The organism is Biomaibacter sp. TOL, assembly GCF_059717795.1.
Window position 1 is genome coordinate 2,904,342 of record NZ_AP046092.1, and the last position, 13,791, is coordinate 2,918,132.

The 13,791-nt window shown below is 47.3% G+C and carries 13 protein-coding genes; 7 read left to right on the forward strand and 6 right to left on the reverse strand.

Annotated elements, in window-relative coordinates; all coding sequences use genetic code 11:
* Positions 1-10: 10 nt before the first annotated feature.
* From AC6I1H_RS14385 to AC6I1H_RS14400, 4 genes are all read right to left on the reverse strand, one after another.
* Complete coding sequence (locus tag AC6I1H_RS14385) at positions 11-853, reverse strand: ABC transporter permease (protein ID WP_497738215.1); 843 nt, start codon at positions 851-853, stop codon at positions 11-13.
* On the reverse strand, positions 810-1,610 hold the full coding sequence (locus AC6I1H_RS14390) for an ABC transporter ATP-binding protein (RefSeq protein WP_497738216.1): 801 nt from the start codon (positions 1,608-1,610) through the stop codon (positions 810-812). The genes AC6I1H_RS14385 and AC6I1H_RS14390 overlap by 44 nt, the downstream gene beginning before the upstream one ends.
* Before the next feature lie 17 nt (positions 1,611-1,627).
* The gene (locus tag AC6I1H_RS14395; protein WP_497738217.1) at positions 1,628-2,074 is read right to left on the reverse strand and encodes a MarR family winged helix-turn-helix transcriptional regulator; all 447 of its coding nucleotides are present in this window, start codon (positions 2,072-2,074) and stop codon (positions 1,628-1,630) included.
* A 237-nt stretch (positions 2,075-2,311) separates the two neighbouring features.
* Positions 2,312-3,484, reverse strand: a complete 1,173-nt coding sequence (locus AC6I1H_RS14400; RefSeq protein ID WP_497738218.1) for a hypothetical protein — start codon at positions 3,482-3,484, stop codon at positions 2,312-2,314.
* Positions 3,485-3,769: 285 nt separating this feature from the next.
* Between AC6I1H_RS14400 and AC6I1H_RS14405 the strand changes: the two genes are divergently transcribed.
* Entirely contained in the window at positions 3,770-4,450 is a 681-nt protein-coding gene (locus tag AC6I1H_RS14405) for a response regulator transcription factor (protein WP_497738219.1), read from the forward strand.
* Between the two features lie 2 nt (positions 4,451-4,452).
* Complete coding sequence (locus tag AC6I1H_RS14410; RefSeq protein ID WP_497738220.1) at positions 4,453-6,006, forward strand: HAMP domain-containing sensor histidine kinase; 1,554 nt, start codon at positions 4,453-4,455, stop codon at positions 6,004-6,006.
* A 61-nt stretch (positions 6,007-6,067) separates the two neighbouring features.
* On the opposite strand, the gene AC6I1H_RS14415 is transcribed toward AC6I1H_RS14410, so the two are convergent.
* Positions 6,068-6,622 carry a polymer-forming cytoskeletal protein gene (locus AC6I1H_RS14415; RefSeq protein WP_497738221.1) on the reverse strand — a complete coding sequence of 185 codons (555 nt, stop codon included), beginning with the start codon at positions 6,620-6,622 and terminating at the stop codon, positions 6,068-6,070.
* A gap of 10 nt (positions 6,623-6,632) precedes the next feature.
* Positions 6,633-7,673 (reverse strand): ParM/StbA family protein, encoded by a 1,041-nt coding sequence (locus AC6I1H_RS14420; protein WP_497738222.1) that lies wholly within the window; start codon positions 7,671-7,673, stop codon positions 6,633-6,635.
* A gap of 339 nt (positions 7,674-8,012) precedes the next feature.
* Between AC6I1H_RS14420 and AC6I1H_RS14425 the strand changes: the two genes are divergently transcribed.
* The 5 genes from AC6I1H_RS14425 to AC6I1H_RS14445 all read left to right on the forward strand — a co-directional run bounded on the left by AC6I1H_RS14425 (position 8,013) and on the right by AC6I1H_RS14445 (position 13,787).
* Positions 8,013-9,161: a BMP family ABC transporter substrate-binding protein gene (locus AC6I1H_RS14425; RefSeq protein ID WP_497738223.1), complete on the forward strand. Its 1,149-nt coding sequence runs from the start codon at positions 8,013-8,015 to the stop codon at positions 9,159-9,161.
* Positions 9,162-9,325: 164 nt separating this feature from the next.
* Complete coding sequence (locus tag AC6I1H_RS14430) at positions 9,326-10,894, forward strand: ABC transporter ATP-binding protein (protein WP_497738224.1); 1,569 nt, start codon at positions 9,326-9,328, stop codon at positions 10,892-10,894.
* Positions 10,872-11,921: an ABC transporter permease gene (locus AC6I1H_RS14435; protein ID WP_497738225.1), complete on the forward strand. Its 1,050-nt coding sequence runs from the start codon at positions 10,872-10,874 to the stop codon at positions 11,919-11,921. Before AC6I1H_RS14430 ends, AC6I1H_RS14435 begins: the two co-directional genes overlap by 23 nt.
* Positions 11,914-12,855, forward strand: coding sequence for an ABC transporter permease (locus AC6I1H_RS14440; protein ID WP_497738226.1), 942 nt, complete (start codon positions 11,914-11,916; stop codon positions 12,853-12,855). The genes AC6I1H_RS14435 and AC6I1H_RS14440 overlap by 8 nt, the downstream gene beginning before the upstream one ends.
* Positions 12,852-13,787 (forward strand): nucleoside hydrolase, encoded by a 936-nt coding sequence (locus AC6I1H_RS14445; RefSeq protein ID WP_497738227.1) that lies wholly within the window; start codon positions 12,852-12,854, stop codon positions 13,785-13,787. Before AC6I1H_RS14440 ends, AC6I1H_RS14445 begins: the two co-directional genes overlap by 4 nt.
* The last annotated feature ends 4 nt before the right edge of the window (positions 13,788-13,791 follow it).

Consider the following 13,791-nt stretch of genomic DNA (forward strand, 5'->3'; position numbering starts at 1 on the left):
GGCTGTTTTTTTACGTTACGATTTTTGGATATAAACTTGCGGCTATGATCTGTATGATAACGGTTACAGATATTATGACGAGCCAATCGAATCCTGCATTTGGAACATTACCGTTTATCAGGTAGCCCCTTAAAAGCTCCACAATATAGCTTAAGGGATTTATCCGTGCAAGTATCTGAAGCCAGTGGGGCATTATGGAGATCGGATATATGGCGTTGCTGGCGAAAAACAGCGGCATGGTTATCACCTGCCCTATCCCCATAAACCTCTCCCTGCTTTTTACTATTGCCGCAAGGGCCATGGACAGCGATGAGAATATGATGGCGCCGAATATTATTGTGATAATACTCATGAATATGCCGTATATGCTCCAGCGAAAGTTTATATCCATAAGCAGAGAAAGAAGCAGGATGATTATGACTTGACTTACTGCTCGAACTCCCGCGCCGAAAGCCTTGCCGGTTACAAATGCGGGCCGAGGCACAGGCATAGCGATGAGTTTTTGAAGTATTCCCTGATCCTTGTCCCATATTATGCTCAGGCCGTAAAATATGGAAATGAACATCATGGACTGGGCCAGTATTCCGGGGGCCATAAATGTCTGGTAGTTCACGCTGCCTGTGGGTATTGCCCGCACACGGGAAAGCGCCTGGCCGAAAATCACCAGCCATAAAACCGGTTGAATGGCGCGGGTGAAGAGCTCTGTAGGGTCATGCCTTAATTTTCTTATTTCCATTTCGGCGATTGTAAAAGAGTTGGCTAAATATGCAGTAAAAGTTGATAGGGGTGATGGATTATATTGTTTAATGTCAACTAAAGCGCTGGATGCGCTTTCTGATCTGTCGCATTTCACTGAAATTCCCTCCGGTTTCCAGTTGATTGCCCGTAAAGAATACAAAAACATCCTCAAGCGTGGCATCTTTGTTGCCTGTCAGGGCCTTCAACTCATCGGGCGTGCCCTGGGCGGCTATTTGCCCTCTGTTCATGATGGCGACCCTGTGGCAGATGGCCTCGGCTTCTTCCATGTAATGCGTGGTTATCAATATAGTAAGGCCGGTTTGTTTTCGCAACAGGTTGAGCACGTCCCAGACATTGTGCCTTGCTACGGGGTCAAGGCCCACAGTGGGCTCATCGAGTATCAATATCCTCGGGCGGTGGATTATTGCCTGCCCGATTTCAAGCCGCCTCACCATGCCGCCGGAATATTCTCTCACAAGCCGGTTTGCCGCGTCTTTTAAATTCAATATATCCAGCACATAATCGATTCTTTCTTTCCGTTCTCTCGCCGGAAGGCGCAATAGCTTTGCAACAAATAATAAGTTTTCGTATCCGGTCAATGTCGAGTCTGCCGAAAGTGCCTGCGGAACATATCCTATCAATCTTCGTACTAAAGCTCCATTTCTTTTTACATCTATGCCCGCTATTTTAATTTCTCCGGATGTCGGAGGCAAAAGCGTTGTTATCATGCGGATGGTAGTGGTTTTGCCGGCACCGTTCGGTCCGAGCAATCCAAAGACTTCTCCTTCATTTATGTTGAAATTGATGCAGTTTACGGCATCGTAATTGCCGAAGCGTTTTCTTAAATTTATTACTTCTATGGAATACGGCATATAGACCCTCCTTTGCATCAGGGCAATTCGTCTGCCGTTTTTTTGATGCGATTTAAAATCAATCTCAAGTCATCATTTATTTTCTCTATATCTACTTCGCCAAAATTCTTTAGCGATTTTTCGAATATCGATATGCGATATTGCAATATATCGTTTAATAATTTGTGTCCTTCAGGGGTTAAAGTAAGATAGACCAGACGCCTGTCGTTATCATCCCGCCATCTTTTTACAAGATTGTCTTCCACAAGGTTGTCTATAAGGCCCGTCAACGTAGCAGGTGCCAGCAGCAGCTGCTTTTGCAAATCTTTCATTGTGATGGGCTTATCAAGAGAGAGTTTATTCATTACCCAGAACCTCGACATGGTGATGCCCTTTTCATTCAGGAAGCAACGGGTGTAGAGATTTATTTGATGGTTTATTTCCCTCAAAAGCATCTCCAAATCGGCCATTTTTTCTATATCCATAAAATTTGCCTCCCTAATATTACGGTTTACAAAAAATACTATATTATATTACTCGGTTAATGTCAATATACAAAAAGTAAAAGAGCGCCTCCTGGGTTAATCCCGGGAAGCGCTCTTTTTGAGTCAGGGGACGGTTCCTTGACTCAAATCGTCCCCTTCTTTGGTGTTGCCCTTATTTTTATCGTTGAAGCCCTTTCTCCTCATAAAAATACTTTGTCTTTTTATTCCTTAATATATCTAATTTGAAGCGTTCTCTTCCGCCCCCTGTTGCGGCCCACCTCCGTCCCTTGCCTGGAACAGTGCTTTTGCCACCGCACCAGCCTGCTCCTGCGTCAGCGTCCCGTTATCCACAAGTTCCTGCAGAGGATCGGCAGCTGCGCCTTTTTCGGGCTTTGATTCTTTCTTTTCATCAAAGTACGCCTTGCGCTCTTCTTCCGTCATATTTTGAACTTTTTCCATTTCGGCCTTGCGAGCTTCTTCTTTTTCATTCAAATATGCCAGTATTTTTTCTTTCTGCTCCTGGGTTATAGTTCCTGCGGAAACCAGGCTGTCCAACTGACTTTCAATTTCTTCCTGCCGCTTTGCCTGCGCTTCCTCCATCTTTGCCTTCATTTGTTCCTGATAGTATTTGTTTATGGCATCAGCTTCGTCCTGTGTCAGGATGCCTGCCTCAACCAATCCCTGCATGGGATCCGGCTTTGCTGTTAAATTTGAGTCTTTTTTGCTTTCAAAGTAAGCTTTGCGTTCTTCTTCCGTCATGCTCTGCACTTTTTCCATTTCGGCCTGGCGGGCTTCCTCTTGCTCTTGGTAGTATGCTATTATCTTTTCTTCCTGTTCCTGGGTAATCAATCCCTGGCTAACTAGATTATCTAGCTGTTGCTTTTGCTGCTCCTCCCGCTTTGCCTGTGCCTGTTCTTCAAGATACGCTTTTATGGCGTCCGCCTGTTCCTGTGTCAGTATCCCCGCTTCGACCATTTCAGACATAAAATCTTTTCTACCGTTTGAGTTAGAGTCTTTTTTGCTTTCAAAGTAAGCTTTGCGTTCTTCTTCCGTCATGCTCTGCACTTTTTCCATTTCGGCTTTTCTTTCGGCAGCCTTTTCTTCCATATAGGCCGTCATTTTATCTGCAATTTCCTGTGGGATGATACCCTGTTCTACGAGACTTTTTGTGATATCTTCCATGTTGTCTTTACTGTCAGCCTTATCACTGCGATCCATAGGGCCGAACATACCCATGCCCATCGGGCCGCCCATCCTGCCGGGCATCATTTTGCCCGCCGCATCCATCGCCGATTTCTGACTGCCGGAAGCGCCGGTAGCGTTGCTGTCCGCAAATACGGTGCCGCCGGCTGTCAGCAGCATCCCTCCAATCAAAATGGAACCCAGAATCATTTTTAGCTTTTGATTCATGAATTTCTACCCCTTTCATGTAAGATTTTTGATTTTACGGCTTTATTGTAACCCTGATTTTTCACAAAGCAGTATCGAAAATGTCACGAAATTATGTTATTTTTGTTAAAAAACTGTGAACAATGAGGCGATTCTCGAGTGAGTCAGGGGACGGTTCCTTGACTCATCAAGATGAGTCAAGGAACCGTCCCCTGACTCAATTTAATCAATCTGGACTGGAGGGATAAATGTGGTATAATGGTTATGCGAAAGACAAGCAGGATATGGATATCGGGGTGGTATCGGATGGAGAAGAAAACTATATTGATAGTTGATGACGAAGACAGAATAAGGATACTTTTGAGGGATTTCCTGGAGAGGGAAGGTTACAATGTGCTGGAGTCTCCCGACGGGAAGCACGCGCTGGAAATGTTTCAAAAGTCGGGAAAAGACATCGACCTTATTCTCCTTGACGTCATGCTTCCCGAGTTTGACGGCTGGACGGTATGCAGGGAGATAAGGAAGGTGTCGCAGGTGCCGATCATCATGCTTACCGCGAGAAGCGAAGATTTCGACGAAGTCCACGGGTTTGAGATAGGTGCGGATGATTATGTAAAAAAACCCGTGAAGCCCACGGCTTTAATCGCCAGAATCAATGCTTTTTTTCGAAGACTAGACAGGGGGAAGACCGAAAATAATGTGTTAACCTTTGACGGCATTGAAATCGATGACGCTTCCCATGTGGTCAGGGTAGACGGCAATGAAATTTCCCTCAGTCCGAAAGAGTATTCGCTTTTATTGATCCTGGTTGAGAATAGAGGTAAAATAGTGTCCCGGGAACAATTGCTCAATCAAGTCTGGGGATATGACTACTACGGCGGATTGAGGACGGTAGACACGCATATCAATCGGTTGAGAATAAAACTGGGGAAAAGGGCCGACGCCATTACTACAATCAGAGGATTCGGATACAGATTTGAGGGATAATTATGAATTTGTCCATTCGCTTCAAGCTGTTGATATATATGACCGTAAACATTGTTCTGTTTGCAGTCCTTTTATACGGTTCCAATACTTTTTTTGCCGAAAAATATTACATCAGCCAGAAAAAAAACACGCTTATCGAAACCGGCAGGAAACTTTCAACTCTGATTGCCGGCAAAACAAAGGCGTCCGATTTTGATGACGAAAATCTGATATATGAAATAAACACTCTTGAAAAAAGCATAGGCGGCACAATATTCATAGGGACTTCCGACGGAACACTGTATTATCCGAATCAACAAAATCGCGGTGTTCCGCCCAGACCTGGCTTTAACGCCAGCCCTTTTTATGTGCTGGATAAAGAGCCGAATGCACCGCCCGGCCCGAACTCCGTGCCGGACCTGAGGGCTCCGGGGCCGCCCAGGAGAAATATAAAGGAATGGGAGCGTTATGACGAAAATTCATTTTTCATAATTACAGAAGACCCGAATTTCAAAATAAACACCCTGCGATATCAGGTTCAACTGGACAGCGGCCTGATACTTCTGGTGTGGGTGCCCATGGCCGGAATAGCCGAAAGCGCCTCTGTATCCAACGATTTTACGGCGATCATCGGATTGATTACGATTTTGATAACAGGAATCTGGGCGCTGTTTATTTCCGGCAGGTTTACCCGTCCCATCACAGAAATGAACAGGATCACGAAGAAGATGTCCGAGCTGGATTTTTCGCAGACTTTGAAAATCGACAGAAATGATGAAATCGGGCAATTGTCCCGCAGTATAAATCACCTTTCGCACAAACTCAGCCAGGCCATAGGGGAGCTGAACGACAGGAACAGAAGGTTGGAACAGGATATCGACCGGGAGCGCCAGTTGGATAAGATGCGGCGCGAATTCATATCCAGCGTATCTCACGAGCTCAAGACGCCGATCTTTTTGATTCAGGGGTATGCGGAAGGCTTGAAGACAAACATCGCTGATGACGAAAAAAAGCGAAACTTCTACTGCGACGTTATTATGGAAGAAGTGGAGAAGATGGATGCCCTGGTGAAGGACCTGCTGGATCTTTCCCAGATTGAATCGGGGATGTTTTCAGTCAATAAAACTTTCTTCGATGTCACTCAGCTTATAGATGAAATCATTTCAAAGTATGAGCCGGTGCTGAAGGAAAAAAATATTCGCATAGATGTGGAAATGGAAGGAAAAATGACGGCCTTTGCCGATCCGGTAAGATTTGAGCAGGCTATCGTAAATTTTATGAATAACGCCATAGACCATGTGGATGAGAAAAAAGCCATTAAACTCACTATAAAGCCGGTTGATCACAAAATAAGGGTTTCGGTTTACAATTCGGGAATGCCCATTCCGGAGGATTCGCTGGATAAAGTCTGGGCAAGCTTTTATAAGATTGACAAAGCGAGGACGCGGAGCCTTGGAGGCACGGGCCTTGGCCTGTCCATAGTCAGGGCCATCCAGGAAGCGCATAAAAACGCATATGGGGTAGCAAACGTAGAAGGCGGTGTGGAATTCTGGATCGAGATTGACATGGCGGATTAGAAGATGGCGGAATTTTTTTTGTTGAAAAAAGCCGTCTGCTGCAGGCCCGCAGCAGGCGGCTTTAAAAACTGCTCTGAAAATGCAATTCTTTTTCTGCCACAACCGGTACCCGGGCCGGAGTTTTTCCGGCCATCGGTATTCCTGATGCAGCCTCCTCCATATCAGGCGTTTGCGGCAGAGTTTCTTCCGCCGCTGATTCATGAATTACCGGCTGTGACGATGTTTGAGTATTCAGCGTATCTTCTGACGCTGCGGCTGCCGGTGCCCGGGATATTGCAGGCATCCCGTGAGCGTCGGCGGCATCATTTGCGCAGAACATTACGCCTCCTTCTTCCACCAGCAATTCCCTGTAAACCAATTTGTTGTATATAAGCTCGCCGGAAGAGTGAATGACCAGGCTGTGTGCTTGGACATTTCCATGGACCTTTCCGGCGATTACTAGTGTTCCGGCTTTTATGTTACCTTTTATATAGCCCGATGGGGCGACGAATACGTCCATTCCATTCAGGATATCTCCGGTGAAAGCTCCGCAGATTTCCATATGGCCGCAGTTTTCCAGGGGTTGGGCTTCCGGATGCAGGAGATTGTCAAATAATTCCAATATATTCCTGTTCACACAGATCACCTTAAGGCTGCGGTATATACTCTTCTTGTGACTGCCCGACGCGGGATGGAGGATTCCACCGCCGGTTGGCCCAGGCCAGGTATCCGCGGCAGTTGGCCGTTATGGGGTCGGAGACAAGTTTTGCCTGAGAAAGCTGAGGTAACAGGTACTGGCTTATGGCCTGTCCCCCGCCGCCGCTTATTATTATGCTGTCGAAATCCGAAACCCTCCACTGGGAGTTGACTTCGACCAGAATATTGGTAGCCAGCTTTTCGAAGGCATCGTTGACGATATCCGTGATGTCAATGGATTCTCCCGCTACATTGATTTTGCGTTTTATGACTATTCCGTCCAGTGAATAGCTTTCCTTTTCAAGTCCATACCTGGCAGCGATGCTCAGCCCTATCTCGCTGTAAGCGGTAGCCAGGCCCACCGTCAGCGATTTGCTTTTTTCGGGAATGTATTCGGAGTCCTCAATGGCAGCAAGATCCGTAGTTCTGAAACCTATGTCCAGAATGCCTATGTGGCCTTCGGGAGGAGCGGCAGCATCAAGCCCCAGGGGGTGGGAAAAAAGTGACCAGTAGGTTCCCAACGGTTGAGGGACGATTTCCACGTCCTTGACATTCAGCCGAATATCCCGGCTGCCGCCTTCACTGAAAAGGGTTATGGAGCGCTCCCCTTTGACCCTTTTTGCCAGGCTGTCAGCCATGTGCATCCTTTCCACAGGAAGGCCAGTCACCACGTTGAATTCGTTGAACGCCCCTCCGGAAAAGAAGCTCAGCGCGCTGAAAAAGAGGATTTCAAAGTCTTCTCCCACGGAACGATTATAGGAGAGGTCCCGATAAACAAACCTGGAGTGTCTAATGGCAGCTTTTCCCACAAAATAAATTTTTTTACCTATGCCTACTTTAAGATGATCGATTGCCGAAAATTGGTCTGCTCTTGTGCTGAAAGTCGGTTTGGTATGGCCTTCGCCCACCACGCTCGGAAAAGAGTAGCCAGCCTCGCCGTCAGTAACCTTTACGAAGCCATACCCGACATCGATGCCGATCAATTGTGCCATTGTTCAACCTCCTTTTAAATTTGAGTATTAACAATAGCCCCCTACTTCTTTTATTTCCCCCAGCATGGTGTAAAAACATGAATACCGTTCGACGACAAAAGGTTTCTCTCTATTTTTACACATATCTGCATTTTATCCTCTTTATTCCTATCATATCAATTAACGAGTATTTTGTAAATATCCTTTATTTTATATAAATTCAACTGATGCAAAATTCATGATGTATATATAAATATGTAATTTGTTATTTAAAATTTTTTATTGACTGTTAAACTTTTTTTATCTATAATTTAATTAAACGTTTTCGTAAAACGTTAAACTAAAATGGGAGGGGAAAGTGTGAAAAAGTATTTTATTATTGCATTGAGCTTTGTGTTGGTCCTTTCATTGCTGCTCAGCGGTTGCGGCGGCGGTCAACAGTCGCAGCAGAATCAGGGACAGTCAGAGCAGCAATCGGGCCAGGAGCAGCCGAAGGAAAAACCACTTAAGGTCGTGCTTCTCTTAAATGGAAATCTGGGAGACAAGTCGTTTTTTGACTCCGCAAATCACGGAATGGAGCTAATCAAGCAGGAACTGGGAGCGGAAACCAAGGTCATTGAAATGGGTTACGACCAGACCAAATGGGAACCCACACTGGTGGATGTATCCGAGCAGGACTGGGACATCATCATAGTGGGCACCTGGCAGATGACGGAGATACTGCAAAAGGTTGCGCCCGAATATCCGGACAAGAAATATTTCATTTTTGACAGCAGCGTGGATTACAGCAAAGGCAACCTGAACAATGTTTATTCCATACTTTACAAACAGAACGAAGTTTCGTTCCTGGCCGGTGTGGTAGCAGCAAGGGTTACCAATTCGAAGATGCCGCTGGCCAATCCCCAGAAGATTATAGGCTTCCTCGGGGGAATGGATACGCCTGTAATCAATGACTTTTTAGTAGGATATATACAGGGTGCCAGATACGCCGATCCTGACATAAAAGTTGCCATTTCATACATCGGAGACTTTTCCAATGCGGCAAAGGGCAAGGAAATGGCGCTGGCTCAGTATGACCTGGGTGCGGACATAGGCTTCAATGTGGCGGGCCAGGCGGGCCTCGGCCAACTGGATGCGGCGAAGGATAAAAACAAATATGCCATCGGCGTGGATTCGGATCAGGCTATGATATTCAAAGACTCGGATCCGGCAAAGGCAAACCTCATAGTCACATCAGCGCTAAAGAGAGTGGACAACTCGCTTCTGCGCGCCGTGAAGATGTACAAGGAAGGCACGCTGCAGTTCGGCAAGTCTGAAGAACTGGGCCTTAAAGAAGAAGCGGTCGGCCTTGCGGACAACGAGTTTTATGAAAAGCTTTTGTCTGAAGATATAAGAAAAGAAGTGAAAGACTTGGCAGATAAAATCGCAAGCGGCGAAATCAAAGTCGATACCGCTTTCGGAATGGATACAGCTAAATTGAACGAGTTGAGAAATTCGGTCAAACCGTAAGCGAGCAAATTCCGAAAAAAAGTCAATGAGTCAGGGGGTTGAGTCGGGGGGATATTGAGTCAGGGGACGGTTCCTTGACTCACTTTGTTGAGTCAAGGAACCGTCCCCTGACTCAACCCCTTGGCTCACCTATCCTGACTCAAAATTATAATAGGGGGATATATATGCCCGATGAAATACTGAAAATGCAAAACATCACAAAAGTATATCCCAACGGCATTGTGGCAAATAAAGGCGTTAATTTTTCCATCGACGCAGGAGAAATACACGCCCTGGTCGGCGAAAACGGCGCAGGCAAGACCACCCTTATGAAGATTCTTTTCGGCCTGGAGCATCCGGAGGAGGGCGCCATATATTTAAAAGGCGAGAAAATAACCATCTCCTCGCCTCAGGTAGCGATAAAGCATAAAATAGGCATGGTCCATCAGCATTTTATGCTGGTGCCTTCCCTTTCGGTGGCCGAGAACATTGTTCTGGGCATGGAACCCAGCCGGAGGGGTTTTATAGACGTTGAAAAAGCCGTTGAAATAACGGAAAAACTTTCGGAAAAGTATAATCTGAAGGTGGACGCCAGGGCCAGAATAGCCGATCTGCCCGTGGGACAGAGGCAAAAGGTCGAAATATTGAAAGCGCTGCTCAGAGGCGCCGAAATATTGATTCTCGATGAACCAACGGCGGTTTTGACGCCTCAGGAAACTACGGAGCTCTTTTCGGAGCTCGTTCACTTGAAAAACAAAGGCCATACCATAATCTTCATTTCCCATAAGTTAAAAGAAGTTAAAGAAATATCGGACCGGGTCACCATAATGAGGCACGGCAAAAACATGGGAGTCTACAGGACCGCCGACGTCACCGAAGAAGAGATATCCAGACTCATGGTGGGCAGGGACGTCATCCTGAAAGTGCAGAAGCAAAAAAGCAGGCCGGGAGATGTGGTGCTCGATGTAGAGAACCTGAGCTACACCGATGATTATGGAAAAAACATTTTAAAAAGGATAAGCTTCAGCGTCCGCCGCGGAGAAATACTGGGCATAGCCGGCGTCGAGGGGAATGGACAAAGGGAGCTTGTGGAAATAGTCACGGGCCTTCGAGCCTGCCAGGAAGGGAAAATATATATCGGCGGCAAACTGGTAAATAATCTGAGCATAAAGCAGATTCGTGAGCTCGGCACGTCCCACATTCCCGAAGACAGGATGACATATGGCGTGGCGGGAACTGCCAGCATTGGCGAAAACCTCATATCCGACAGATTTTATAAGAAAGAGTATAACACCGGCATCTTCCTCAATTTTAAAAAATTAAGCGAGCTTACCGGAAGGCTTGTCCGAGAATATACGGTCAAGTGCAGCACGCCGAAGCTTGCCGTTAAGATGCTTTCCGGCGGGAATATTCAAAAAGTGGTTGTGGCCAGGGAGTTTTCTTCAAATCCAAAGCTTCTTATCGCCGATCAGCCCACCAGAGGCATCGACGTGGGGGCCACAGAATTCATTCATAAAAAGCTCATCGAGCTTCGAGACGGAGGCACTGCGATACTTTTGATTTCCGCGGATTTGAATGAAGTCATGGAGATCAGCGACAGCATCCTGGTCATGTATGGCGGCGAAATCGTGGCCTATTTCCCGGATGCTTCAAAGGTCACTGAAGAGGAAATGGGACTTTACATGCTGGGCGTCAAGAGGCAAAGTGCGGAGGAGATAGGGGGAGCTTTCTATGCAAAAAAGCACGCTGTTTGAATTTCTGCGGACCGTCATTGCCGTGTTGATTGCCATAATTATGGCATTCATAATAATTTTTTTCATCAGCAAACAACCTATTGAGGCCATAAACAGGTTTTTGTTCGGGCCGATTTCATCTTTCAGACATTTCGGAAATGTCCTGGAGATGGTAATTCCGCTGATATTCACAAGCCTTGCCGTGAGCGTGATGTTTCAGGCTAAGCAGTTCAATATGGGAGCTGAAGGCTCATTCTTCATCGGAGCGGTGGCCGCTGCAGCTATCGGTATAAAATTCAAACTCCCGCCCGTGATGCATCCGCTGGTGGCGATCGCGGCAGGAGGAATCGTGGGCGGGGCAGCCAATTTCATCCCGGCTTTTCTCAAAGCCAGGTGGAAAGCAAGCGAACTTGTATCATCGCTGATGCTGAACTATATAATGTTCAACCTGGGGATATATTTCATCAACTATTATTTGCGGGATCCGTACGCCGGGGCCATGGTATCCTACACGGTTAATCCCACAGCAAATCTGCCTCAATTTGTGCCGCGCACCAGGATTCATGCGGGTGTGTTTATAGCCATTCTGGCCGTCATCGTGGTATATTATTTTCTCTACAGGACCCGCTGGGGGTTCGCCCTGAGGATGACCGGCATCAACCTCAAGTTTGCCGATTATTCCGGTATCAACACGAACATGGTGATTCTGTATTCCCAGATCATCGGTGGTATGATCGCCGGCATTGGAGGCGCCACGGAACTTCTTGGCATGTATCAGAGATTCCAGTGGCAGTCGCTGCCCGGGTACGGATTTGACGGAATCATAGTGGCGATTCTTGCCAGAAACAATCCGCTGTTGGTTCCTGTAGCGGCCGTATTTCTGGCTTACATGAGAATAGGCGCGGATCTCATGGCGCGGATGACCGACGTGCCCAGCGAGATGGTATCGGTCATTCAGGCCGTAATGATAATGCTGATTGCGGCAGAGGCGTTCCTGTCTTATTGGAGGCACAAAATGGTGGTCAGGGAGGCAAAGATAGATGGATAATCTTTTGAATATCATTTTTTCAACAAATTTCGGATATGCGGTCCTTCGGGTGACGACGCCCATTCTTTTTGCGGCTCTGGCTGCCCTGATATCGGACAGGGCCGGTGTGATAAACATAAGCCTGGAGGGCACCATGCTGGCCGCCGCCCTGACCGGAGTGATATTCAGCGCATATACGGGCAGCGCCTGGGCGGGGCTGCTGTTCGCCATAATAGCCGGGATTTTCATGTCTTCCATACTGGCATATTTTTCCCTCTATCTGAAGACCGATATAATCCTCGGCGGCATAGCCCTCAACCTGATGGCCAGTGGAGGAACCGTTTTTGTGCTGTATCTGGTGGCTCATGACAAGGGCATTTCCGCTTCTCTGGCGAGCAAGGTGCTGCCGCAGATTGAGCTGCCGTTGATTTCCAGAATTCCCGTGTTGGGGCCTGTGCTGTCAAATCACAATGTTATGACGTATTTTTCTCTCATTGCAGTAATTGTGGTATACTATTTTCTTTACAGGACGCCGCTGGGACTTCGGATAAGGGCTGTTGGGGAAAATCCCGATGCCGCGGATTCGGTGGGTATTAGCGTGAGGCAGATTCAATTTATTTCGCTCATTGCAAGCGGCATTCTGGCCGGTTTCGGCGGAGCGTATATGTCGATGGGATACGTATCGTGGTTTTCCAGGGACATGACGGCTGGAAGGGGCTTCATCGCATTGGCGGCGGAAGCCATGGGCATGGCCACTCCGATAGGCACCTTCCTGGCGTCGCTCTTGTTCGGATTTGCCGATGCATTGTCGAATTCACTGCAGTCCCTGAGGATACCTGCAGAGTTTGTCCAGATGATACCGTATATCACCACAATCATCGGCCTTGCAATATATGCGAGCCGCAGAACTCAAAGGGCCGGTGCAAAAACCGTAAGAAAGGAAGTTAAAGCATGAAAAAGCCTGTAATTCCTGTAATTATAGACTGCGACCCGGGCCATGACGACGCCATAGCGCTTCTTTTGGCATTTGCCAGCGACGTGCTGGATGTAAAGGCGGTAACAACGGTGGCCGGCAATCAGACGCTGGAGAAGACTTTAAAAAACGCCCTGAACGTTCTGGATTTCGCCGGGATAGAAGTGGAAGTGGCCGCGGGAGCGGCAAAACCTCTGATGCGCGACCTCATAATCGCCCCTGAAGTTCACGGAGAAAGCGGGCTGGATGGGCCGACTTTTCCGCCGTCAAAGCTCAAACCGAGCAAAAGGGGTGCGGTGGATGTCATAGTCGACACCATCAAGAAGAGCGATACAAAGTTAACCCTTATTCCCACGGGCCCTCTTACCAATATCGCCATGGCTCTAATTTCCCACCCGGAGATAAAAGAAGGCATTGAAAGAATTTCTCTCATGGGCGGGGCATGCTTTGGGGGAAACTGGACCCCTGCGGCGGAGTTTAATATTCTGGTAGACCCGGAAGCTGCAAGCATCGTATTCAATTCGGGCATACCAATAACCATGTGCGGCCTGGACGTCACCCACAAGGCTCAGATATACGAGGATGAAGTAGAAACTTTGAGAAAAATGAATAGAAAAGTGGCGACAATGGTGGCCGAACTTCTGGATTTCTTTGGCAAATTCCATTCCCGCTTCGGGTTCAAGGGCAGCCCGCTGCACGACCCGTGTGCGGTGGCCTGGGTAATCGACTCCACCATAATTACCACCAGAAAACTCCATGTGGATATTGAAACCAGCGGAGAATTTACCACCGGAGCGACTGTCGTGGATTATTACAATGTTTTGAATAAAGAGCAAAATGTGGATGTGGCTTTTGACATCGACAGGGAAAGGTTTATCAAAATGATTTATGAAGCGATGATGCGCTATCATTGATTTG

What these genes read in the sequence shown, in the direction of transcription:
- AC6I1H_RS14390 (WP_497738216.1), bottom strand. Translation starts at nt 1,610, where the DNA reads ATGCCGTATTCCATAGAAGTAATAAATTTAAGAAAACGCTTCGGCAAT.
- AC6I1H_RS14395 (WP_497738217.1), bottom strand. Translation starts at nt 2,074, where the DNA reads ATGGATATAGAAAAAATGGCCGATTTGGAGATGCTTTTGAGGGAAATA.
- AC6I1H_RS14400 (WP_497738218.1), bottom strand. Translation starts at nt 3,484, where the DNA reads ATGAATCAAAAGCTAAAAATGATTCTGGGTTCCATTTTGATTGGAGGG.
- AC6I1H_RS14405 (WP_497738219.1), top strand. Translation starts at nt 3,770, where the DNA reads ATGGAGAAGAAAACTATATTGATAGTTGATGACGAAGACAGAATAAGG.
- AC6I1H_RS14410 (WP_497738220.1), top strand. Translation starts at nt 4,453, where the DNA reads ATGAATTTGTCCATTCGCTTCAAGCTGTTGATATATATGACCGTAAAC.
- AC6I1H_RS14420 (WP_497738222.1), bottom strand. Translation starts at nt 7,673, where the DNA reads ATGGCACAATTGATCGGCATCGATGTCGGGTATGGCTTCGTAAAGGTT.
- AC6I1H_RS14430 (WP_497738224.1), top strand. Translation starts at nt 9,326, where the DNA reads ATGCCCGATGAAATACTGAAAATGCAAAACATCACAAAAGTATATCCC.
- AC6I1H_RS14435 (WP_497738225.1), top strand. Translation starts at nt 10,872, where the DNA reads ATGCAAAAAAGCACGCTGTTTGAATTTCTGCGGACCGTCATTGCCGTG.
- AC6I1H_RS14440 (WP_497738226.1), top strand. Translation starts at nt 11,914, where the DNA reads ATGGATAATCTTTTGAATATCATTTTTTCAACAAATTTCGGATATGCG.
- AC6I1H_RS14445 (WP_497738227.1), top strand. Translation starts at nt 12,852, where the DNA reads ATGAAAAAGCCTGTAATTCCTGTAATTATAGACTGCGACCCGGGCCAT.